The following is a 22,337-nucleotide window of genomic DNA, read 5'->3' on the forward strand; positions in this document are numbered from 1 at the left end:
GCGTTTTCCCGGCCGGCGGCGGTCCCGTGGTCGCACGGGTCAGAAGTGGTTGGGGCCCGCCTGCAGGAAGCAGCTGGCCAGGGCGGCGCGGGAGGAGATGTCCAGCTTGCGGTAGATCCGGGACAGGTGGGCGTCGACCGTCCGGGTGCTGAGGAAGAGTTCCATCGCGATCTCCCGGGACCGCTTTCCGGCGGCGGCCAGCCGGGCGATCTCGCGTTCGCGTTCGGTGAGCAGCATCATCACCTCGCGGCCGTCCGGACTGCCGGTGACCGCTCCCAGCGAGGCGAGCTCCTTCTGGACCCGGACGGCCTCGTCGCGCACCCGCAGCGCCCCGCAGCCGCGGGACACCGCCGCCGCGGCCCCGAGCCACTCCAGTGCGGCGGCCGGGCCGATGGTCTCGGCGGCGGAGCGGGCGCCGGTCACCAGGGTCCAGGCGTGCTGGACGGGCATCCCGGCCTCGCGGAAGGCGTCCGCCGAGGTCTTGAACAGCGGGAGTGCGAGGTCGTGTGCGCCGTCCGAGGCGTGCAGGACGCCGCGGGCCCGGTGGGCGTAGGCGCGCTGGGCGGGTAATCCCAAGAGGTCCGCGGCCAGTTCGGCGTCCATGGCGAAGCGGCGGGCGCCGCCGGTGTCGCGGCAGTACAGGGAGGCGACCGCCAGCATGGCGAGCAGCCAGGGGCGCAGCGGTGGCAGGAACAGGGGCAGCTGTTCGCCGCCGCCGCCTTCCAGGAGGGTGCGCCGGCAGCCGGGGGCGTCCCCGTTCAGCAGCCGTACCTGGGCGAGCATGCCGGTCACCAGGCCGTCCCGGCGGCCGGCGCGGGTCTCGACGGCGCAGGCGCCGTGCTCGGCGAGGGCGACGGCTTCGGCGGCGTCGCGCCGGCCCCGGGACCACATCAGGGCGCCGGCCCGGGTGATGGCGGCGAGTCCGGCGAGCTTCTCGGACCCTCGGGCCCGGGCGTAGCGCTCGGCCTCGCGGGCCCAGTGCTCGGCGCGGGAGAGGCGTCCGGTCCACTGGTCGAGGACCGACAGCCACAGCTGGTGGCGCGGTACGACGAACCGCCGGGCGCCCCCGACCGTGACGGCCAGGCCCCGGTGCAGGTGGCGGCGGGCGTCGGCGAAGCGTTCCACGCACAGTTCGGCGCAGCCGAGGAGCGTGAGGAGTTCCGGGGAGCCGGCGGCCACGGCGTCGGGCAGGGCGTCGACCAGCCGGGAGCAGTCGGCGGCGTCGGCCAGGGCGGAGGGGACGAGGCCGAGGTGGGCGTCGCCGCAGCCGGCGAGGAAGCGGATCCGGCGGCCGGTGGCCTCGTCGGCGCCGCCGGTGCTCCGCAGCGCCTCCCGCACCAGGTCGCGCACCTGCCCGTAGCCGCCGCGCAGCAGGTGCACGAGACCGTACTGGAAGGCGAGTTCGACCCCGCCGGGGGGCAGCGGGCGGGGCAGCGGGTCGAGGGCGGCGCGGGCGACCGCTTCCGCCTCGTCGTAGCGCCCGAGCTGACGCTCGACGTCGGCGCAGGCCGCATGGGCGCGCAGTCTGAGGTCCGGGGGCAGGTGGGGGGCCGCGGCGAGCAGCCGGTGGGCGAGGCCGTGGGCCTCGTCGGGGCGGCCGGCTGCGGTCAGGGCCGTGCAGTGGGCGATGCCGAGGGTCGCCCGGGCCGGCTGGACGAGGTCGGAGCCGGGCAGGTACTGCAGCGCGAGGCCGAGCCAGCGGGCGGCGGTGGCCGGGGCCTCGCCGACCACCTCGGCGGCACCCTCGGCGAGGACGGGGACCGCGGTGGGGCTGTCCGTGCCCACGAGGTGCTCCGCCTGCCGGGCGCGGGCGGCGGCGCAGGCGTCGCGGGCGGTGAGCAGGTCCAGGGCGCGCCGGTGGGCCAGGAGCCGGAAGGAGGGGTCGGCGTGCTCGTGGGCGACGTGGCCGAGGACGCGGGAGCGGAAGGCGAACCGGCCGCCGCGGCCGAGGGGGCGGACGAGGTCGGCGCGGCCGAGCTCGTCGAGGGCGTGCAGGGTGCGGGGGGTGCCGAGGCCGGAGACCTCGGCGATCTCTTCGGGGCTGAACCGGTCGCCGAGGACGGCGGCGCCGGCCGCGGCCAGCGCTGCGTCGGGCGTGAGGGCGTCGAGCTCGGTGATGAGGGCGGCTCCCTCGCGCAGGAGTCCGTCCCGGTCCGGGCCGATCTGGTCGGGCCACGCGTCGGGCTGCCAGCCGGCCGCCAGGAGGATCCGGGCGCCGCGCGGGTTGCCGGCACTGGCCTGGTGGAGGGCGTCGGCGTGCTCGGCGGGGTCGTCGCGGCGGGGGGCGCCCGGGGAGGGGGCGGCGGGGCAGGCCGTGGCGCCGGTGTCCGGGTGCCAGTGCCCGAGGAGCGCGGCCACGGCGGCGCGGTCCAGCGGCTCCGGTCTGAGTCGGGTGACGGCGCCGGCTCGGACGCCGCTGTCGAGGGCGTCCCGCAGTACCGCGGGGGTCTGCCGGGGGCGGTGGGCGACGGCGAGCACGAACGGGCCTGGCACGGGGGTGCGTACGAGGTGTACGACGAGGGCCAGCGACTCCTCGTCCAGCAGCTGTACGTCGTCCAGCAGCAGGGCGCAGGGGCCCTTGGCGGCGACCCAGTCCGCGAACTGGCGGCGGATGGCCCGCAGGACGGGCGCGCCGGGGGAACGGTGGGTCGGGAAGGGCCACGCCTCCGGCCGGTCCCCGAGGGCCTCCTCGAACAGCTGGTACGGGGTGGTGGGCCAGCGCGTGCCGGAGGCCCGGGCCAGCTGGACCCCCCGGTCCTCCGCGAGCCGCGCCAGCAGGGTCAGCAGCCGGGACTTGCCGAGGCCCGGGTCCCCGGCGATCTCCACGACGGTGCCCTGCCCGCGCGGGAGGGCGTCCAAGGCCTCGGTGAGGCGCTCGGATTCGGCCTCTCTGCCCGGAAGCGGGCAGCAGGACTCCGGTAACTGAACGGCGAACACAAGACGCTCCCCCCGGTCGCAGCGGCAGACGCTCGCCCCCGTTGCCCGCGGTCGGCCACCAACGCTGCAGATGCTACGGCCCGCCCCTGGCCATCGGCGTGATTACGTAGTTCTACCGATGTCCGGAACGGGCCCGTGTTGCAGGGTAGTTCGAGTTCGGAGCGGTTGATGCGCCATTACGCGAACGGAGTCGACACTGACACCGAGTCCACGGCTTCGACACCCCTGCTTGACTGCACGTCCCCCGGACGCACGTTCCCGGCCAACGGCCCGTCGGCCCCTGCCGCGCCCGGCCGGCGGTGCGCTCCGCCCCGTCCGAAAGGGTCCCCTTCCCAGCGTGAACGCATGTGTCTGCGGTCCGTCTACGCGCATCAACCACCCGCCCGGCCCCGGCGGTCGGTCCGGCCGCACCCGGACGGTCCGGAACTCAGAAGGTGAGGGAACATGTCTTTCGAGCGCCTGACCTCCACGTGGGACGTGGTGCCGGTGGAGGAGGCCCTGGAACAGCACGGGCCGTCGGCCACCCTCGGGACCCCCCACCCCGGATTCACCCGGGGCCGCCAAGTCCGGGTCCATCGAGGGAACTTATCCGTTCTGGGGGACCTGGCGCCCGATCCCGGGTCCGCCGCGCTCCCCTACGACGTCGTGGTCGACGGTGACCTCGTCGTCGAGGGGGACCTCGACTGGTGGGACGAGGCCGGCAGCGGCCTCTTCCTGGTCACGGGCGGCCTGCGGGCCCGCAACCTGCTACTCTCCGGCCGCCCGCGGTTCGTCGTGGCCGGCGACCTTGCGGTCTCGGGGCGGGTCCAGGGCCACCACGGCGACGACGCCGGCCGGCTGGTCGTCGGGGGCCGCACCCGGGCCCAACTCGTCGTGAACACAGGAGGGTTCACGATGGTCTTCGGCAGCCGTCCGGAGGCCGTGGTCGCGGCCGATCCGGGGCGCACGAGTTGCCCGGTCGACGTCCCGGACGACGAGCTGGCGGCCCTCGTGCTGCCGGCACTGCTCGACGGGCGCGAGGTGGACGAGCACCGGATCAGCAGCGCGCTGCGCGCCGGGAAGCCGGTGCTGCGCCCGGGCGTACGGCCGGGGGGCGTGCTGCCGGGGCGCAGAAGAGCCGGCGGGGCGGCTCTGGTGGGCGAGGCGGCGCTGGTGGACGAGGCGGCCCGGCTGGACGAGGGGCCCCTGCGGGACGAGGGGGCGCCGCTGGACGGCGGGACCCCGGCGGGCCGGGGGGCCGGCGTGGCCGGCGTGGCCGGCCGTGAACCGCTCGCCCTGCTCTGAACCTGCCCGGCCGGAACGGGTGACAGCGCGAGGCGCCCGGGCGGAGGGTTCCGCCCGGGCGCCCGGTCCGGTCCTGGGCGACCGGCCTGATCCGAAAGACAGGCCCTAGGTCCGGCCGGCGACGAAGGCGGCGAGGCGGCGGACGCCCTCCTCGATCTCGTCGTCGTCCAGGTAGCTGAGGGACAGCCGGATCTGCCGCGCACCGCCCTTGCCGCCGACGAAGAAGTGGCTCATGGGGGTCCACAGGACGCCGAAGTCCCGTGCGGACTCCTCCAGTACCGCGTCGTCCACCTCGAAGGGCAGCGTCATGACGAGGAAGAAGCCCCCCTCGGGGGCCTCCCAGCGGATCCCCGTCCGGGCCCTGAGCTCCTCGGGGAAGGCGGCCTCGAGGGCGTCGAGGAGCAGCCGCAGGTTGCGCCGGTAGAAGGCGGACTTCTCCTCGACCATCGCCCGCAGCGTCCCGCCGGCCTCGACCAGCATGCCGCCGATCACGGCCTGGCCGACCGGTGAGGTGTTCACGGTGACCATGCTCTTGACGGCGGCCAGCTCGGCCGCGAGCAGCCGGGTGCGCCCGTCGGGGCCGCGTACGGTCTGGTCGGCCACCGCGTACCCGACGCGGACGCCGGGGATGCAGACCTTGGCGAACGTGCCGAGGTGGACCACCCGGCCCCCGCGGTCCAGTGCCTTGAGGGTGGGCAGCTTGGTGTCCGGGGCCGCGGTGAACCCGTACGGGTTGTCCTCCAGGACGAGCAGGTCCTCCTCGGCCGCGGCGGCGAGCAGCGCGTGCCGGTCGGGCAGGCCCATGCGGCTGCCGGAGGGGTTGGAGAAGTCCGGCACCAGGTACAGGGCCCGGGGCCGCTTGCCCTCGGCGCGCACCTCCCGGCACACCCGGAGGAGGTCGGGCAGGACGGAGCCGTCCGGCCGCTGCTCCACCGGCCGGATGTCGAGGCCGAGCAGTCGGGCGGCGCCGACCGCACCGACGTAGCAGGGGTCGGCGACCAGCAGGACGTCGTCGGGTGTGGCGTGCAGGGCCCGCAGGGCGATGAAGATGGCCTCCTGGCAGCCGACGGTCACCACCACCGCCTCGGGCGGGACGTCGATGCCCTCGTCGGCCCGCAGGACGCCCGCGACCAGCTCGTTGATCAGGCCGGGGGTGGATCCGTACTGGAGGATCCGGCGCCGCGCCCGGGCGGGGGACATCCCGCGCTCCCGGCACAGGTAGGCGACGTAGCTCTCGATGTGGCGGGCCACGTCCACGCCCTCGAAGAAGCTCTCGTGCGGGGCCCCCGGCGCGAACGAGACCGCGTCGGGGTACTGGGACATCACGTCGGTCAGCAGCGTCACCGATTCCATCACGGGATCGCTGACGGATGCGTGGAGCTCGCGCCGGTCGAGCTCCCGTACCGGTTCGGCGAGCGGCGCCGGTCGATCGGCCATTCCTCCACCCTCCACGTCTCTCCACGTCTCTCGCGGGGTTCAGCTGCGGCGGGAGCGGCTGATCCAGGTCCGTTCCAGGTTGTCCATCACGTCGGCGCTGTACAGGCGCCGGGACTGCTCCAGCGAGAACTCGGCCATGTACCGGCGGAAGTCGTCCTCCGGCTCGTCCGCGAGGTTGAGCATCCTGCGGTTGGCGGTGACCGAGGGGTTGTCCAGGGCCTCGGCGGCGGACCGTACCGCCTTGTCCATCTGCTCGGGCTCGACCACGTCGTCGGCGAGGAGCAGTCCGTCGGGGTCGGCCGCGCGGATCTTCCTGCCGCCGAGGATCACCTGGCGGGCGCGGCGGTGGCCGAGGACGCGGCCGAGCCGGAAGTTCCCGGCGCCCGGGACGATGCCCTCCTGGACGGCGGGCAGGCTGAAGTAGGCGTCGTTCTCGGCGACGACCTGGTCGAAGACCAGCAGCAGTTGCATGCCGCCGCCGATGGCGAAGGTGTCGACGGCGGCGAGCCAGGGCTTCTCCCACCCGCCGCCGGCGAAGGGGCCGGCGGGCTCGCCGGGTACGCCGCTCAGGCCGCGCAGGATCTTGTGGATGTAGCCCACCTCGCGGCGGAGCAGGAAGTCGACGAAGGAGATCTGGCCGTTGTACAGCCGGGTCAGGTTGATGCCGGAGCTGAAGACCCGCCGGCCGGCGTAGCGGGTGTGGGTCATGGGGGCCCCGCGGACCACGCCCGCCCGGACCCCGTCGTCGAGCAGGACGAGGTCGACGGCGGTCTCGAAGTCGTCGGCGAGGGCGTCGTCCTCGGCGTTGAGGCAGTCGAGGTTGTGCACGGTGACGTGGCCGATCCCGTCGCGGCGTTCGACGGTGACGGTGCCGAGTGCGGCGGTGCCGGTGCGGCGGAACTCCGCGAGCGCGCCCAGCGACCGGGGCATGGGGCGGCGCATGGCGTCCAGGATCCGCCGGCCGGCTTCCGGGGCGCGCAGCAGGCCCCAGAAGAGGATGCCCTGGTCGACCTCGTGGCCCTCCTTCTCGGGCTGGGTGCGCTGCCGCTCCGCCGCCACGGTCTCGGCGGTCGGGGCCAGGCCCGGGAGGAAGTCGGCCGCGCCGAAGGCCAGTTCGCGCAGGCCCAGGGGGGTGCGTCCGCCGTCGGTGAGGGCGTCGTGGAGCCGCCCGCCGTGCTCGCGCACGAAGGCCAGCCGGGCGGTGCGTGCCGCTCCGTGGACCCCCTCCACCCGCTCCTGCTGCTCCGGGGAGCGCTCCCGGCGGGGCGGGAGGCCGGCCGTGCGCTCCTCCGCCTCCCGGAGGTACGCGCCGACCCGGGCCGCGTCCGCGGTGAAGTCGCCGGTGGTGTCGGGCGGGGCGGGGAGTTCGGAGGGCTCGGGCGCGGTGGATCGTGGCATGCGGTGTCCCTGTCCGGTCGCGGTGGGTGGGGGTGGCTCCGCGCGGCCGGGCGGTCGGGCGCCGCCCGGCCGGACGGTTCAGCCCTGTCCGGCGGGGCGCAGGGCGCGGTCGCACGCGGCCAGGTGCGAGCCGAGCGCGTCCTCGAAGCTGGTGGTGGCCGCGTCCATGAGCAGCCGCCGGCGGACGGCGACGTCCGCCGCCCGCGCGCCCTGGAAGGCCTTCACGGCCGCGGCCAGGGCCTGGTCCGGGTCGTCGGCGACCTCGTCGACGAGCCCCAGGGCGAGCGCCTTCGCGGCCGTCGTCGGCGCGCCGAACAGGGCCGCCGCGCGGGCCCGGTGGACGCCGACCTGGTGCGCCAGCCGGAACAGTGCCATGCCCGGCCAGGTGACCCCGTCGGAGGTGGGCAGCCTGAGCACGAGGTCCGGGCCGGCCACGCGGTGGTCGGTCGCCAGCAGGACCTCGGCGGCGAGTCCGGCGCACTCGCCGGTGGCCAGCGCCACCGTGGCCACCGGCAGCCGCTCCATCCGGCGCACGGCCCGCTCCCACTTGTTGACGAGGTGGACGTCGGGCACCCGGGGCCCGGAGCGGACCCCGTCGGCCGGCGGTCCCCCGTGCAGGCGGACGAGGAGGACGTCGCCGGTGCCGGCGTCCTCCACGCGGTCGCAGATCTCGGTCAGCTTCCGGACCGCGGCGGAGTCGAGCGGCTCGGCGCTGTGGAACCCGACCGTGAAGTCGGTGTCCGGGTCTATGTCCATCAGTTGTCTCGCCCGTCCTGACGCTGGGAGGGAAGGAGCTACCACTTGAGGAGCGCCGTCTCGATGGTGGACCCCGGCCCCATGGTCATCAGTACGCCGTGGTCGCCGGGCCGGGTGACGTCCTCGGCGGTGAGCCGCTGGAGGGAGAAGAGGAACGAGCCGCTGGAGAGGTTTCCGTAATCCCTGAGCACCGAGGAGGTGTGCCGCAGGTCGTGGGCGGCGAGGCCCAGGTTGATCTTGACGGCGTCGATGACCTTCTTGCCGCCGGAGTGCACGATCCACTGGGAGATGTCGCTGCGCCGCAGCCCCGTGTCCCGCAGCAGGTTCCCCACCGCCTCCTCGGCGTGGGCGCCGACGACGTAGGGCACGTCCCGGTCGATGTAGAAGCTGAACTTGCCGTGGTCCTCGTCCCAGTCGTAGCGCATGGCCTCGATCGCCTCCGGGATGATCCGGCTGGTGAACCTGAGGACCTCGGGGCCCTGGGCGGGACCGCCGGCCATGAGTCCGACCGCCGCGGCGCCGTCGCCGAACAGCCCGTTGACCACGGCCGTGCGCAGGGTGCCGTCGAAGACGTACGCGGCGGAGCAGGCCTCCACGCAGATCATGACGGCGAGCCGGCCGGGGTTGCGACTGGCCCAGGCCGCCGAGACGTTGAGGCCGTTCAGGCCGGCGTTGCAGCCCATGCCCACCACGTCGAGCCGGCCGCAGGTGACCGGCAGTCCCAGCTCCTGGATGAGCAGGGCGCTGAACCCGGGGGTGAGCAGCCCGGTGGACGTGACACAGCACAGGTGGCCGATGTCCGCCGGGTCGGCCCCCATGTCCTTGAGGCAGGACTCCAGGGCGTGGGCGGCGAGTTCGATCCCGTCGGCGCGGTGCTTGCGCAGCAGCTCGCCCTGGGTCTCGATCCGCGGCACGCCGTCCGCGTCGAGCGGCGGCAGGTGGAGGTACCGCCGCTCTATATGGCTGTTGAGGAAGAGGGAGACGACCCGGGGGTCGGTGATCCCGAAGATCCGCAGGACGTCCTCCTGCGTGTAACTGGTCGCCGGATTGGCCGTACCGAGCCCCGTCAGCCGGGGCGGCGGCGGATTCAGTGCCTCACTCATCACGCTGCGCACCTCGGTGCCTTCTCTGCCGGAAAGCAGGCGTCAGGACGGTGGTCAGGACATCGCGGCGACGAGGCTGAGCGGCCGCAGGTCGGTCCAGTGCTCTTCCACGTACGCCAGGCAGGTCTGCCGGGGTGCGTCGTCGAGGGCCACCGTCCAGCCCGCCGGCACCGCGGCGAAGGCCGGCCAGAGCGAATGCTGGCCCTCTCCGTTGATCAGAACCTTGTACTCGGCCGAGTCGTCCTCGAACGGATTGGACACGTCCGCCCTCCAGTTGGGGTTCGCGGATGAGTGGTGGGGGATGACGGCACACCTGACGTCGAACGTCACACTAGGCAGCCTGTCAAATACAGTCAAGAGAGCTTGACAAATATTGTCAAGATTAATGACAGGGTGGTCCGCTGCGGGGGGTACGCCTGCGACGGCGGCTCAGTGCTGGGCGCGCACCAGGGCTTCGGCCAGCGCCTTCCACGCCTCGGCCGCGAGGTCGATGCTCGAGGCGGCCTGCAGCCGCTCGGCGACCGCGCGCAGCGCGGTCACGGCCTCGTCGGCCCGACCCAGCCCGATCTCCGCCTGGTGCAGCAGGATCTCGGTCCGCGTGCGCTCCTGCCCGGGCAGCGGCCCCGGGTCGGCCAGCACCCGGGCGGCCAGCCGGGCCGCCTCCGCCGGCTCGCCCCGGTGGAAGGCCAGTTGCGCCCGCACGGCCGTCAGCCGTACGTCGTCCAGCGGCTCGCCGAGCAGCTCGACCACGGTGGCGGCCTCCCGGCACCACTCCTCGGCGTGGGGCGCGGCCGTCCCGTGGACGCGCAGCGCCAGCGGGACCGCGGCGAGCCGCAGTCGGCCCCACAGCAGCGGGCCGTCCTTGCGGTCCGTGCCGGACAGCGCCTCCTCGAGCAGGGCCAGCCCCCGCTCCGCTGCGCCCTGCCGGACCGCCACCGCCGCGGCGGCGGCCAGTACTTCGGCACGAAGCGGTCCCAGCTCCTCCGCCGGGACCGCCAGGGCCAGTTCGACGTGGCGCTGGGCGTCGGAGAGCCGGCCCGCCTCGGCCTCGGCCGCCGCGAGCACCAGCAGGGCCCGGGCCCCGTCGGCGGCGGGGAGCTGCGGATGGCGGCCGTGCAGCGCGTGCGCGCGCCCGGCGAGCCCGAGCGCCCCGTCGGAGTCGCCGGCCTCGTGGGCCCGACCGGCGAGCTGGACCAGGGCCTTCAGCTGCAGGGCGGGCGAGTCGAGGGTCTCGGCCACGGCGAGCAGGCCGTCGAGCGCCCGCTGCCGCTCGGCCTGCTCGCCCCGCCGCTCGTGGGCCCGGGCCAGGTGCCACAGCACCTGCCAGAGCGACTCGGGTGCGACGTCCCCGGCCTCCTCGGCCGCGGCGGTCAGCGCGGTCACGGCCGCCGCGGTCCGGCCGTCCTCGAGGGCGGCCACCCCTTCGGCCAGCAGCACGGGGACCAGCTGCGGCGAGCGGGCCAGGAAGGTGTCCTCGGGGACGTCGAGGCGCACCGACAGGTGCCGGACGGCCTGGGCCGTCGGTGCGCGGTGCCCCGACTCCAGGCGCGAGACATAGCTGGAGGAGACCCCGTCGCCGGCGATGTCCGCCTGGGAGAGGCCCTTCTCACGCCGAAGCCGTGCCACCAGCTGGCCGAACGCCGGCTGCGCCAGGTAGTTCATCGTCTCGCCGCTTTCCGTGCCGCAGCTGTCATCGCGGCCGACAGCCTATGTCATGGGGGTTCCGGGCACCGCCCCGCCCGTCGCAGTACCCCGATCGGGCGACTCGGCCAGGGTCTTCTCCACGGCCCGGACGACGGCGTCGAGCCCGTCCCGGAGCTCGTCGGTGGGCCCGCCGAAGCCGATGCGCAGCCGGCCGGGGTGCCCGAAGCAGGCGCCCGGGACGACCAGGACGCCGTCCTCGGCGAGCAGCCGCTCGCACACCGGCGTCATGTCGGGCACGCCGGGGAACAGCGGGAACGCGCTGACCCCGCCCCGCGGCACCGGCAGGTCCACCAGACCCGGGTGCTCCGCCGCCCAGGCGGTGAGCAACGCCCGGTTGCGGACGGCCTGTTCGCGCAGCGGCCGCAGGACGCGGTCGGCCCGCTGCAGGACGCGGGTGGCGATCAACTCGTTGAGCGGCGAGGTGCTGATGCTCACGTAGTCGCGCAGCCGGACCATCGCCGTGAGCACCTCGGGCGGTGCCAGGCACCAGCCGATGCGCAGCCCCGGCAGGCCGTAGGACTTGGACAGCGTGCCGAAGGAGACGCAGCGGTCGAGGACCGCCGACGGGTCCGGCAGCGGGTCGCGGTCGTACGCGAGGTCGGCGAAGGCCGCGTCCCACAGCAGGTAGCAGCCCAGGGAGTCCACGTGGGACAGCAGCTCCCGGTAGCCGTCCTCGTCCGGCATGGTGCCGGTCGGGTTGTGCGGGAAGTTCACCACGACGGCCCGCGTGCGCGGCCCGGTCAGCTCCCGCAACCGGGAGACGTCCGGGACGAACCCGTCCTCGGGGCGCAGCTCCCAGACCCTGAGCGTGGCGCCGAGGGCGGCGGCCACCGACGACAGCGACTGGTACACCGGCCGCAGGACCACGACCTCGTCGCCCGGGCGGACGATCGCCGAGAGCGCCAGGAAGATGGCCTCGGTCGAGCCGTGGGTGATCATCACCCGCTCGGTGCGGCCGGGGGCGTAGCGCGCGGCGACCGCCTCGCGCAGCGGGTCGCAGCCGAGCGAGGGGCTGTCGCGGAACATCAGCGCGTCGAGCTCGCCGGACTCGATGCCGAGGACGGCGCGCAGCCGGCCCAGCGTGTAGTTCTGCGCGCCGGAGCTGGAGATGTCGGTGCGGGCGTCGAAGTAGCGGGTGCGGAACCAGTCCTCGAGCAGCGCCGGCTCGATGTCGCCGAGCGCCGGGAGGTCGGCGGCGGTGGGCCGGTCGGGGGCGGTGGGCCGGGGGTCCGGCGCGGAGAAGGTCATGGGCTTCAGCCGATCACTCGGGTGGCGGTGTCCGCGCGGCCCGGACGGGTGCGCCGGAAGTCGACGACGACGTTGATCCGCTTGAGCCAGCGGTCGGTCCCGTCGTAGCGGGGGCGGAAGGGACGGCGGCCGTGGACCACGTTCCGATTGTCGATGAAGCCCATGTCGCCGGGGGCCAGCGGGAAGTCGTAGAGGTGTCCGTCGAGGTGGTCGACCAGCCACTTCAGCGCGTACGCGGCGGCCTCGTCCCCCTCCCCCGGGGCGACGTAGTCGCTGTCGATGCGCAGCACGGGCGCGTCGGGGTGGCCGGTGACCAGCGGTATCAGCGGGGGTCGGCGGCGCACCTCGTCGAGGCGGCGGAAGGCTTCGGCGCGCCCGTCGGCGGCCGCGGCGGAGTTGAGGAGCGCGTCGTGGGACGCGTCCGGGACGATGTGGAAGCGGGGCTGGTTCAGCACCTCCATCACCTCGGCGGGCATCGCCGCCGGGTCGAGGTGGCCGAGGGTGGTGGCGGTCAGCTCGGGGCTGCGCAGGCAGAGCAGCCCCACGTAGTCGGCGCGGTACGGGGAGAAGGCGTCCTCGGTGTGCCAGCCCAGCTCCTTGCTGCTGCTGGAGCTGACCAGGCTCTCCTCCATCCCCGGGGTGGGGACGACGTCGGTGACCAGGCGCCCGTCCTGCTGGGTGGCCCAGGCGATGACCTCGCCCAGGAGCGAGCCGTACAGCATGATCAGGAAGCTGTGGGCCCGGCTCGCGCAGGTGTCGGCCTCCTGCCAGCGGGACGGGGTCGGGCCGAGCACGTCCTGGTCCACCGGGTTGCCGGAGACCACCAGGCCGTGCTTGCGGTCGTCGAGGCGGGCCCGGTTGACGGCCAGTCGCAGGCCGCGGGGCAGGTCGTGGGCGATGACGGAGACGTCGGCGAGGAAGGCCGGGTGGTCGACCCGGCCGTACTCGCCGGCCAGTGCGACGGCGAGGTCGTGCGCCTGGGCCGACTCGGCCGGGCTCAGGCGGTACCGGTGGGCCCCGGGCGGGCCGGCCGGCTGCGCGTCGGTGGCGGAGGCGCGGTCGGTGCCCCCGGTGTCGGGGGCGGTGATGGGTTCCCGGCGGGACATGGGTGGTGCCTCCGGTCGGTTGGTGGCGTGCGGGTGTGGTCGGACGGCTGCGGTGCGCGGGCCGGGGCCCGGCGGCGGGGCGGGACGGTCGGGCCCGGGCTCACCCACCGGCGGCGGGCGGGACCGGGTCCGCGCCGGCGGCCCCGGCGAGGTGGCGCACGAGGACGGGGGCGATCTCCGAGAGGGCCCCGGGCCGGGTCATGTCGGCGTGGCCGCAGTCCACGACGTGGTGCTCCAGCGCGCCGACCCAGGGGGTCCACAGGGCGGCCGCCGTCTCCGGGGAGAGGTGGCGCTCGCGTCCGGCCTGGAAGAGGACGACGGGGCCGTCGTACCGGCGCGGGGCGAACTCCTTCATCAGGCGGACGTTGTTGACCGTGACCTCCATCAGTGCGGCCACGGCCCGTTCGTCGAGTCCGGACAGGATGCTGTCGTGGGCGCGCAGGAGCTCCAGGACGCGGGCGGGCGTCACGGTGCCGTCCTCGTCGGCGGTGCCTTCGAGGACGTCGACGCCGTCGAAGGCGAGCCGCAGCACGTCCCGGGCGTCCATCACCTCGTACTCGCCGTTGGAGCCGCCGGGATAGCCGTCGAGGAGGGCCAGCAGGGCGACCTCCTCGCCGGCGTCCTGCAGGTCGGTGGCGACGGCGTGGGCGACCGCGCCGCCGAACGACCAGCCGAGCAGCCGGTACGGGCCGTGCGGCTGGATGCGGCGGATCTCCGCGAGGTAGTCGGCGGCGATCTCCGGAACGCTGTCGGGCAGGGTGACGGGCCGGGCCAGGCCGCGGGACTGGAAGGCGTAGACCGGGGTGTCGGGGTCGACGAAGCGGGTGAGGCCGGCGTAGCACCAGCCCATCCCGCCGCCGGGGTGGATGCAGAACAGCGGGGTGCCGCCGCCGGAGGGCCGCAGCGGCAGGACGGTCTCCAGGGCGCCGTCGCCCTCGCTCCCGGGGGCGGCGGCCGCCGTGCCCGCGCCGACGGCGGCGGCGAGCGCGGCCACCGTGGGGGCGGCGAACAGGGTGCCGACCGCCAGGTCCGCGTCGAGGGCGTCCCGGATCCGGTTGACCAGCCGGGTGGCGAGCAGGGAGTGGCCGCCGAGGTCGAAGAAGTTGTCGTCGACGCCGACCCGTTCGAGCCCCAGCACGGCGGCGAACAGGCCGCACAGCAGCCGCTCGGTGGGCGTGCGCGGCTCCCGGCCGGCCGTCGGGCCGGCCGCGGTGGGCGCGGGCAGCGCCTTGCGGTCGAGCTTGCCGTTGGGCGTCTGCGGCAGGGCGTCGAGTACGACGAACGCCGAGGGGATCATGTATTCGGGCAGCGCGGCCGCCAGGGACTCCCGGATCGCCGCGGTGTCCACCGCGGTGCCCTGGGCGGGGACGAGGTAGCCGGTCAGGCGCCGGTCGCCGGGGCGGTCCTCGCGGACCACGGCCGCGACCTGGACGAGCGCCGGGTCCTTCGCCAGGGCCGCCTCGACCTCGCCGAGTTCGATGCGGAAGCCGCGGACCTTGACCTGGCCGTCGGCCCGGCCGACGAAGTCGAGCAGGCCGTCGCCGGCCCACTTGACGATGTCGCCGCTGCGGTACATCCGGGCGCCGGGCTCGTCGGTGAACGGGTCGGCGACGAACCGCCCCGCGGTCAGGTCGGGCCGGCCGAGGTAGCCGCGGGCCAGGCCCGGTCCGCCGATGTACAGCTCGCCCGGGACGCCCGGCGGCACCGGGGCGAGCCGCTCGTCGAGCACGTACAGGCGGGTGTTGTCCATGGCGCGGCCGATGGGCACGGAGCGGCCGACGCGGTGCGGGGCGCGCATGGGGAACCAGGAGCAGATCACCGAGGTCTCGGTCGGCCCGTAGGTGGCCACGATCTCGGTGTCGGGGCACCGGTCGACGGCCCGCTGCACGGCGCCGACGGGCACGTTGTCGCCGCCCGTCCACACCTGCCGCATGGTCGCGAGGGCCCCGGGCTCCTCCTCCGTCATGAGGTTGAACAGCACGGGGGTGAACAGGGCGGCGGTCACGCGGTGTTCGGCGATGATCCGGGCGTACTCGCGGGTGTCCAGGGACCCTTCGGGCGCGACCACGACCGTGCCGCCGGTCAGCAGCGGCACCCACAGTTCGTACGTCGAGGCGTCGAAGGCGTGCGGCGCGTGCATGAGCACCCGCTGCTGGGCGCCGCCGTGCCAGCAGCCGTCGGCCGCGAGGTCGGCGACGTTGCGCTGGGTGACGCCCACGCCCTTGGGGGCGCCGGTCGAGCCGGAGGTGTAGATGACGTAGGCGAGTTGGTCGGGGTGGACGGCGACGTCGGGTGCGGTGGCCGGCTCGGCGTCCAGGGACGGGTCGGTCAGGTCGACGATCTCGGTGCCCTCCCGGCGGGCCTGCGCGACGAGTTCGTGGTCGCGGGTGGCGGCGTCGACGACGAGGACGGAGGCCCGGGTGCCGGCCATGACGTAGGTGAGCCGGTCGAGGGGGTAGCCGGCGGACAGCGGTGCGTACGTGCCGCCCGCCTTCACCACGGCCAGGGTCGCGACCACCACCGCGGGCGAGCGCTCCAGCAGGGTGGCCACGGTCCGCTCGGGGCCGGTGCCCAGCGCCGCCAGCCGGTGCGCGAGGCGGTTGGCGCGGACGTCGAGTTCCGCGTACGTCAGGGTCGTGCCGTCCGCCCGGACGGCCGGCGCGTCGGGGTGCTCGGCCGCCACCGTCTCGAAGAGGCGGGCGAGCGACCGGTCGGGCACCGCCCGGCGGGGACCGCTCCAGGTCCGCAGCACCAGCTCGCGCTCCTGGTCCGAGAGCACGTCGGCCGCGGTGACGGGCAGTCCGGGGTCCTCGGTGACGACGTCGAGGAAGCGGACCAGCCGGTCGGCGAGCGCCCGCGCGGTCTCCCGGTCGAACAGGTCGGTGCTGTACATGATGCCGCCCTGGAGGCCGGCGGCCGAGCCGTCCGCGTCGTAGCGCTCGTCGAGGTGGAACTGGAGGTCGAACTGCGCGACGTACGCCCCGACCGCCTCGTGCCGCACGTCCAGCCCGGCCATGGGTGCCTCGGCGTTCTGGTTGTGCAGGATGAGGGTGGTCTGGAAGAGCGGGTTGCGCGACAGCGACCGGGCCGGGTTGAGGGCCTCGACCAGCCGGTCGAAGGGCAGGTCCTGGTGGGCGTACGCGGCCAGGTCGGTGTCCCGGACCCGGTGCAGCAGCTCCCGGAAGGAGGGGGCGCCGGAGGTGTCGGTGCGCAGCACGACCGAGTTGACGAAGAAGCCGACCAGGTCGTCGAGGGCCTCGTCGCCGCGGCCGGCGACGGCGGAGCCGATGGTGATGTCGGTGCCGGCCCCGATCCTGGTCAGCAGCGCGGCGAGGGCGGCCTGGACCGCCATGAAGAGGGTGGCCTGGTTGTCCCGGGCCAGGGCGAGGAGCCGCTTGTGGGTGTCCGCGGAGACCTCCAGCGGCACCGAGTCGCCGCGGTGGCTGGGCACGGCCGGGCGGGGGCGGTCGGTGGGCAGCTCGAGTTCCTCGGGGGCGCCGGCGAGGGCCTCGCGCCAGTGGGCGAGTTGGCGGCCGGCGACGCTGTCCGGGTCCCGCTCGTCGCCGAGCAGCTCGCGCTGCCAGACGGCGTAGTCGGCGTACTGGACGGGCAGCGGGGTCCAGTCGGGCGTACGGCCCTCCCGGCGGGCCGCGTAGGCGGTGGCGAGGTCGCGGGCCAGCGGGCCCATCGACCAGCCGTCGGCGGCGATGTGGTGGAGCACCAGCAGCAGGGCGTGCTCCTCGGGGCCCAGGCCGAACAGCCAGGCCCGCAGCGGCAGGTCGGCGGCGAGGTCGAAGGGCCGGCCGGCGGCGCGTTCCGCCTCGTCCTTCAGCGCGTCCGGGGAGACCGGGCGGAAGACCGTGCCGATGTGTGCGGTCTCCAGGATGATCTGGCGGGGTTCGCCGTCGACCTCGCGCAGCACGGTGCGCAGGACCTCGTGGCGGCCGACGACGTCCGCCAGTGCCGCTTCCAGGGCGGCGCGGTCGAGCGGGCCGGTCAGCCGCAGCATGAGGGGCAGGTTGTAGACGGCGCTGGGGCCTTCGAGGCGGTGCAGGAACCACAGCCGCTGCTGGGCGTGGGAGAGCGGCAGCCCCTCGGGGCGGCGGGTGCGCGCGGCCAGCGGCCGGGCGGCGCCGGTGGCGGCCGACTGCTCGCTGCGGGCCGCGAGGGCGGCGACGGTGGGTGCCTCGAAGAGGTCGCGGATGCTGAGTTCGGCGCCCAGCGCGTGCCGGATCCGGCTGATCACCCGGATGCCGAGCAGGGAGTGTCCGCCGAGGTCGAAGAACCGGTCGTCGATGCCGACCGGGGAGCGGCCCAGCACCTCCTCGAAGATCTCGCACAGGACGCGTTCGCGCGGGGTCCGCGGGGCCCGCGCCGTGCCGGTGGCGCCGGCGCCCGGCGCGGGCAGGGCGCGCCGGTCGAGCTTGCCGTTCGGGGTGAGCGGCAGGGCGTCGAGGAGGACGACGGCGTCGGGGACCATGTAGTCGGGCAGCGCGGCGGCGGCCCGCTCGCGCAGCGCCTCCGGCTCGGGGGCGGCGGTGCCGGGCGCGGGGACGACGTACGCCACGAGGCGCTTGTCGCCGGGGGTGTCCTCGCGGACCACGACGGCGGTCTGGGCCAGGTCGGCGGGGGCCGAGAGGACCGCCTCGATCTCGCCGGGCTCGACGCGGAAGCCGCGGATCTTGACCTGCTCGTCGGCCCGGCCGACGAAGTCCAGCAGGCCGTCCCGGGTGAGGCGGACCAGGTCGCCGGTGCGGTACATGCGCGAGCCGGGCGGGCCGTACGGGTCGGCCACGAACCGGGCGGAGGTCAGGCCCGTGCGGCGGAGGTAGCCGCGGGCCAGGCCGGCGCCCGCCACGTACAGCTCGCCGGTCACACCGGGCGGTACGAGTTCCAGGGCGGCGTCCAGGACGTAGGTGCGCATGCCGTCCATCGGGCGGCCCATGGGGACGGTGCGGTCGAGTTCGTCGTGCGGCCCGAGCACGACCTGGGTGGCGAACAGGGTGGTCTCGGTGGGTCCGTAGGTGGCCCTGACCGCCGTGCCGGGGCAGCTGTCGAGGACCCGGCGCACCGCGTGGAGCGGGATCACGTCGCCGCCGGTGAGCACCTCGTCGAGGCCGGCGAAGACCTCCGGGTCCTCCTCGGCGACGACCCGGAAGAGGCCGGCGGTCAGCAGGACGCTGGTGAGCTCCTGGTCGCGGACGATGCCGGCGAGCCGGTGGGTGTCGAGGTCGCCGGGCGGGGCGACGACGACGCGGCCGCCGGTCAGCAGCGGCACCCACAGCTCGTACGTGGAGGCGTCGAAGGCGACCGGGGCGTGCAGGAGGACGCGGTGCTCGGTGCCGCGCCAGCAGTGGTCCAGGGCGAAGGCCGCCACGTCGTGGTGGGTGATGCCGATGCCCTTGGGCGTGCCGGTGGATCCGGAGGTGTACATCACGTAGGCGAGCTGCTCGGGGTGGACCTCGGGCAGCGGTGCCGCGGTGGGGTCGTACGGGTCGGCGGTGGCGTCCGCCGCGGCGGACCCGTCCGGGGCGACGGGCTCGTCGACGACGAGGACCGGGAAGCCGGCGGGCAGCGCGGTGACGAACTCGTGGTCGCGCATGGCCCGGTCGGTCAGCAGCAGCGGCGCCCCGGTGTCGGCGAGCACCGCCGCCATCCGGCCGGCCGGGGCGCGGACGTCCAGCGGCGCGTAGACCGCGCCGGCCTTGAGCACCGCGAGGAGGGAGACGACCAGGTCGGCGGAGCGCTCCTGGAGGACGGCGACGCGGGCCTCCGGCGCCACCCCGTGGGCGAGCAGCCGACGGGCCAGGGCCTCGGCCCGTGCGTCGAGTTCCCGGTAGTCGACGGTGGTGCCGTCGAACGCCACGGCCACCGCGTCCGGGGTGCGCCGGGCCTGGGCGCGGAACAGCTCGGTGACGGTCGTGGGGGCGTGGTCGGCGGCGGGTCCGTGGCCGTCGCGCAGGATGCCGGTGCGCTCCGCCTCGGTGAGCAGGTCGGCACGGCTGACCCCGGTGTCGGGCTCGGCGGCGACCGCGGCGCACAGGGCGGCCAGCCGCCGGGCCACGGCCCGGGCGGAGTCCTCGTCCCACAGGTCGGTGCTGTACTCGAGGGACCCCGCGAGGCCGCCGGGCGTGCCGTCCGCGGCGTACTTCTCGTCGAAGGTGACGGACAGGTCGAACTGCGCGATGCGGGAGGGGATGTCCACGGCCTCGACGCGCAGGTCCCCGAAGGCGAAGTCGGCGAGCTGGTCGCCGCGTACCGCGACCATCGTCTGGAACAGCGGGTGGCGGGAGAGGGAGCGGGCCGGGTTGAGCGCCTCGACCAGCCGGTCGAAGGGCAGGTCCTGGTGGTCGAGGGCCGCCACGGCGGTGTCCCGGACCTGGCCGAGGAGCCCGCGGAAGGTGGGGTCGCCGGCGGTGTCGGCCCGGATGACGAGGGTGTTGGCGAAGAAGCCGACGAGGTCGTCGAGGGCCTCGTCGGTGCGTCCGGCGACCGCGGTGCCCAGCGGGACGTCGGTCCCGGCCCCGAGCCGGGTCAGCAGGACGGCCACCACGGCCTGGAGGGCCATGGCCAGGGTGGCCCCGGTCTGCCGTCCGAGGGCGAGGAGCTGGCGGTGGGAGTCGGCCGCCACCTCGAACGTGACGGTGCTGCCGCGGTGGCCGAACACCGGCGGCCGGGGCCGGTCGGTGGGCAGCGCCAGTTCCTCGGGCAGGCCGGCCAGCGCCTCCCGCCAGTGGGCGAGTTGGGCGGTGGCGAGGCTGTCGGGGTCCTCCTCGTCGCCGAGCAGCTCGCGCTGCCACAGGGCGTAGTCGGCGTACTGGACGGGCAGCGGGGTCCAGTCGGGCGTACGGCCCTCCCGGCGGGCCGCGTAGGCGGTGGCGAGGTCGCGGGCCAGCGGGCCCATCGACCAGCCGTCGGCGGCGATGTGGTGCATGAGCAGCAGCACCACGTGCTCCTGCGGCCCGAGCGCGAACAGCCAGGGCTTGAAGGGGAGTTCGGTGGCGAGGTCGAAGCAGTGCCCGGCGGCCCCGGCCAGGGCGGTGGCCAGCTCCGCCTCCCCGGCCACCTCGATCCGGAGGGTCGCGGGCCGGCCCGCGTCGGGGTCGAGGACCACCTGGGTGGGTCCGTCGTCCGCCTCCCGGTACAGGGTGCGCAGGACCTCGTGCCGGCCGACGACGTCGTCGAGCGCGGCCTCGAGGGCCTCGCGGTCCAGATGGCCGGTCAGCCGCAGCGCCAGGGGCAGGTTGTAGGTGGGGCTCGGGCCTTCGAGCCGGTGGAGGAACCACAGCCGCTGCTGGGCGTAGGAAAGCGGGACCGTCATCGGATCTGTCTCCTGGGGAAGGTGGCCTCGGGAGCGGGTCGGGGGCGCGGACTGGGACGGGGATGGGGGACGGGGACGGTGGCGTGCGGGTGGTGGACGGGGACGGTGGCGTGCGGGGCCGGTCAGCCCCGGTCCCGCGGCCGCAGGACCGGGCGCGGTCTCGGGGTGCGCCGGGGTGTCCCCGGCGCGCCGTCGGCGGGTCTCGGGGCGGCCGCGCCCGAGGCGTCCGGGGCGTCGGCCCGGTCCGGGCCGGCGGCCAGCAGGGCCGCGACGGCCGCGACCGTGGGTGCCTCGAAGACGGCGCCGACCGCCAGCTCCACGCCGAACACCGCGCGGACGCGGTTGGCCAGCCGGATGGCGAGCAGGGAGTGGCCGCCGAGGTGGAAGAAGTTGTCGTGCACGCCCACCGCGTCCAGGCCGAGGGCGTCGGCGAAGAGCCCGCACAGGATCTCCTCCTGCGGGGTGCGCGGGCCGGCGGAGCCGGAGCCCGCGGCCCTGGCCTCCGGGGCGGGGAGCGCGTCGCGGTCGAGCTTGCCGTTGGGCGTGAGCGGCAGGGCGTCGAGCAGGACGACGGCCGCGGGCACCATGTACTCGGGCAGGGCTTCGGCCAGTCGTCGCACCAGGGCGTCCGGGTCGGGGCGGGCGCCGGGGGCCGGGACGGCGTAACCGACCAGGCGCTTCTCCCCCGGGCGGTCCTCGCGGGCGATGACGGCCGCCCGGGCGAGGGCCGGGTCGGCGGCCAACGCGGCCTCGATCTCGCCGAGTTCGACGCGGAAGCCGCGGATCTTGACCTGCCCGTCGGCCCGGGAGACGAAGTCCAGTTCGCCGTCCGGGGTCCAGCGGACCAGGTCGCCGGTCCGGTACATCCGCTCCCCCGGCTTCCCGTACGGGTTCGCCGGGAACTTCTCGGCCGTCATCCCGGGCCGGTTCAGGTAGCCCCGGGACACGCCGCTGCCGGCGACGTACAGCTCGCCGGTGACGCCTACGGGGACCGGCTGGAGGTACGGGTCCAGGACGAGCAGCCGGGTGTTGTCCCGGGGGCGGCCGATCGGCACGGTGGCCCCGGCCAGCGCCTCGGGCGTCACCTCGGTCCAGGAGGCGAGCACGGTGCACTCGGTGGGCCCGCACACGTTCATGAGCTTGAGGGCCGGGTTGTGGGTCAGGGCGCGGCGCAGGGCGTGCGGCGAGGCGGCCTCGCCGCCCGTCACGATCCGCTGCAGGCGGCCCAGGGACTCCGGGATCTCCTCGGCGAGCAGGTTGAACAGCGAGGTGGTGATCACGGCGCCCGTCACCCGGTACTCGCCGATCAGGCGGGCGTACGTCGCCGTGTCGAGCCGTCCCGGCGGGGCGACCACGATCCGGCCGCCGGTCAGCAGCGGCACCCACAGCTCGTACGTCGAGGCGTCGAAGGCGTGCGCCGAGTGCAGCAGCACCCGCTCCTGGGAGCCGTCCCGCCAGGCCCGGTCGGCGGCGAAGGCCACGATGTTGTCGTGGGTGATCGCCACGCCCTTGGGCATGCCGGTCGAGCCCGAGGTGTGCAGCACGCAGGCCAGCCGGTCGGGGTCGAGACGAACCGCCGGGGCGCCCTCCGGCAGGCCGGCCAGGCCCTCCTCGCCGGCCACGACGACCACCTCGGTGCGGCCCGCCCGGGCCGCCCCGGCCGCCGGGTGGGAGGCGTTCGCCGGGTCGACGACCAGGACCCGCGCCCCCGTGTCGCGCAGGACGGCCGCGACCCGGTCGGCCGGGTAGCCCGCCGGCAGCGGCAGGTAGGCGGCACCGGCCTTGACCGCGGCCAGCGAGACCACCACCACGTCGGTGGAGCGTTCCATGCGCACCGCCACCGCGGATTCGGGGCCGGCGCCCGCGGCGAGCAGCCGGTGGGCCAGGCGGTCGGCCCGTTCGTCCAGCTCCCGGTAGGTGAGCTGCTCCCGGTCGCCGGTCACCGCCACCGCGTCCGGGGCCTCGGCGACCCGGGCCGCGAACACCCCGGGCACCGTTCCGCGGGCCACCGGGACCGCGGTGTCGTTCCACGTGCCCATGACG

The 22,337-nt window shown here is 75.4% G+C and carries 11 protein-coding genes and 1 pseudogene; 1 reads left to right on the forward strand and 11 read right to left on the reverse strand.

Annotated features, from left to right (window positions below):
• Positions 1-39 precede the first annotated feature (39 nt).
• Positions 40-2,937 carry an AAA family ATPase gene (locus ACIQCH_RS09715; RefSeq protein WP_402579782.1) on the reverse strand — a complete coding sequence of 966 codons (2,898 nt, stop codon included), beginning with the start codon at positions 2,935-2,937 and terminating at the stop codon, positions 40-42.
• Between the two features lie 444 nt (positions 2,938-3,381).
• Between ACIQCH_RS09715 and ACIQCH_RS09720 the strand changes: the two genes are divergently transcribed.
• Complete coding sequence (locus ACIQCH_RS09720) at positions 3,382-4,221, forward strand: hypothetical protein (protein ID WP_402579784.1); 840 nt, start codon at positions 3,382-3,384, stop codon at positions 4,219-4,221.
• Between the two features lie 105 nt (positions 4,222-4,326).
• On the opposite strand, the gene ACIQCH_RS09725 is transcribed toward ACIQCH_RS09720, so the two are convergent.
• The 10 genes and pseudogenes from ACIQCH_RS09725 to ACIQCH_RS09770 form a co-directional block, all read right to left on the reverse strand.
• On the reverse strand, positions 4,327-5,658 hold the full coding sequence (locus ACIQCH_RS09725; RefSeq protein WP_402579786.1) for a PLP-dependent aminotransferase family protein: 1,332 nt from the start codon (positions 5,656-5,658) through the stop codon (positions 4,327-4,329).
• A 39-nt stretch (positions 5,659-5,697) separates the two neighbouring features.
• Positions 5,698-7,056 (reverse strand): (3,5-dihydroxyphenyl)acetyl-CoA 1,2-dioxygenase DpgC, encoded by a 1,359-nt coding sequence (gene dpgC / locus ACIQCH_RS09730; protein ID WP_402579788.1) that lies wholly within the window; start codon positions 7,054-7,056, stop codon positions 5,698-5,700.
• A gap of 78 nt (positions 7,057-7,134) precedes the next feature.
• Positions 7,135-7,812, reverse strand: coding sequence for an enoyl-CoA-hydratase DpgB (dpgB, locus tag ACIQCH_RS09735; protein ID WP_402579790.1), 678 nt, complete (start codon positions 7,810-7,812; stop codon positions 7,135-7,137).
• A gap of 38 nt (positions 7,813-7,850) precedes the next feature.
• A complete protein-coding gene (gene dpgA / locus ACIQCH_RS09740) occupies positions 7,851-8,915 on the reverse strand; it encodes a 3,5-dihydroxyphenylacetyl-CoA synthase DpgA (RefSeq protein ID WP_402579792.1) in 1,065 nt (354 codons plus the stop codon).
• Between the two features lie 54 nt (positions 8,916-8,969).
• Positions 8,970-9,176, reverse strand: a complete 207-nt coding sequence (locus tag ACIQCH_RS09745; RefSeq protein WP_030194176.1) for an MbtH family protein — start codon at positions 9,174-9,176, stop codon at positions 8,970-8,972.
• Positions 9,177-9,344: 168 nt separating this feature from the next.
• Positions 9,345-10,577, reverse strand: coding sequence for a helix-turn-helix domain-containing protein (locus ACIQCH_RS09750; RefSeq protein ID WP_402579795.1), 1,233 nt, complete (start codon positions 10,575-10,577; stop codon positions 9,345-9,347).
• A 45-nt stretch (positions 10,578-10,622) separates the two neighbouring features.
• Positions 10,623-11,867: a capreomycidine synthase gene (gene vioD, locus ACIQCH_RS09755; RefSeq protein WP_402579797.1), complete on the reverse strand. Its 1,245-nt coding sequence runs from the start codon at positions 11,865-11,867 to the stop codon at positions 10,623-10,625.
• A gap of 5 nt (positions 11,868-11,872) precedes the next feature.
• Complete coding sequence (gene gntD, locus ACIQCH_RS09760; RefSeq protein WP_402579799.1) at positions 11,873-12,973, reverse strand: guanitoxin biosynthesis L-enduracididine beta-hydroxylase GntD; 1,101 nt, start codon at positions 12,971-12,973, stop codon at positions 11,873-11,875.
• A 100-nt stretch (positions 12,974-13,073) separates the two neighbouring features.
• Positions 13,074-19,025, reverse strand: a complete 5,952-nt coding sequence (locus tag ACIQCH_RS09765; RefSeq protein ID WP_402579851.1) for an amino acid adenylation domain-containing protein — start codon at positions 19,023-19,025, stop codon at positions 13,074-13,076.
• Positions 18,999-22,325 (reverse strand): annotated as a pseudogene (locus tag ACIQCH_RS09770) (amino acid adenylation domain-containing protein); the annotation flags it as partial. The pseudogene ACIQCH_RS09770 and the gene ACIQCH_RS09765, both read right to left, overlap by 27 nt.
• Positions 22,326-22,337: the final 12 nt, after the last annotated feature.

This window comes from Streptomyces sp. NPDC093225, from assembly GCF_044753805.1.
Lineage (GTDB): Bacteria > Actinomycetota > Actinomycetes > Streptomycetales > Streptomycetaceae > Streptomyces.

What these genes read in the sequence shown, in the direction of transcription:
- dpgB (WP_402579790.1), bottom strand. Translation starts at nt 7,812, where the DNA reads ATGGACATAGACCCGGACACCGACTTCACGGTCGGGTTCCACAGCGCC.
- dpgA (WP_402579792.1), bottom strand. Translation starts at nt 8,915, where the DNA reads ATGAGTGAGGCACTGAATCCGCCGCCGCCCCGGCTGACGGGGCTCGGT.
- gntD (WP_402579799.1), bottom strand. Translation starts at nt 12,973, where the DNA reads ATGTCCCGCCGGGAACCCATCACCGCCCCCGACACCGGGGGCACCGAC.
- ACIQCH_RS09720 (WP_402579784.1), top strand. Translation starts at nt 3,382, where the DNA reads ATGTCTTTCGAGCGCCTGACCTCCACGTGGGACGTGGTGCCGGTGGAG.
- dpgC (WP_402579788.1), bottom strand. Translation starts at nt 7,056, where the DNA reads ATGCCACGATCCACCGCGCCCGAGCCCTCCGAACTCCCCGCCCCGCCC.
- vioD (WP_402579797.1), bottom strand. Translation starts at nt 11,867, where the DNA reads ATGACCTTCTCCGCGCCGGACCCCCGGCCCACCGCCCCCGACCGGCCC.
- ACIQCH_RS09750 (WP_402579795.1), bottom strand. Translation starts at nt 10,577, where the DNA reads ATGAACTACCTGGCGCAGCCGGCGTTCGGCCAGCTGGTGGCACGGCTT.
- ACIQCH_RS09725 (WP_402579786.1), bottom strand. Translation starts at nt 5,658, where the DNA reads ATGGCCGATCGACCGGCGCCGCTCGCCGAACCGGTACGGGAGCTCGAC.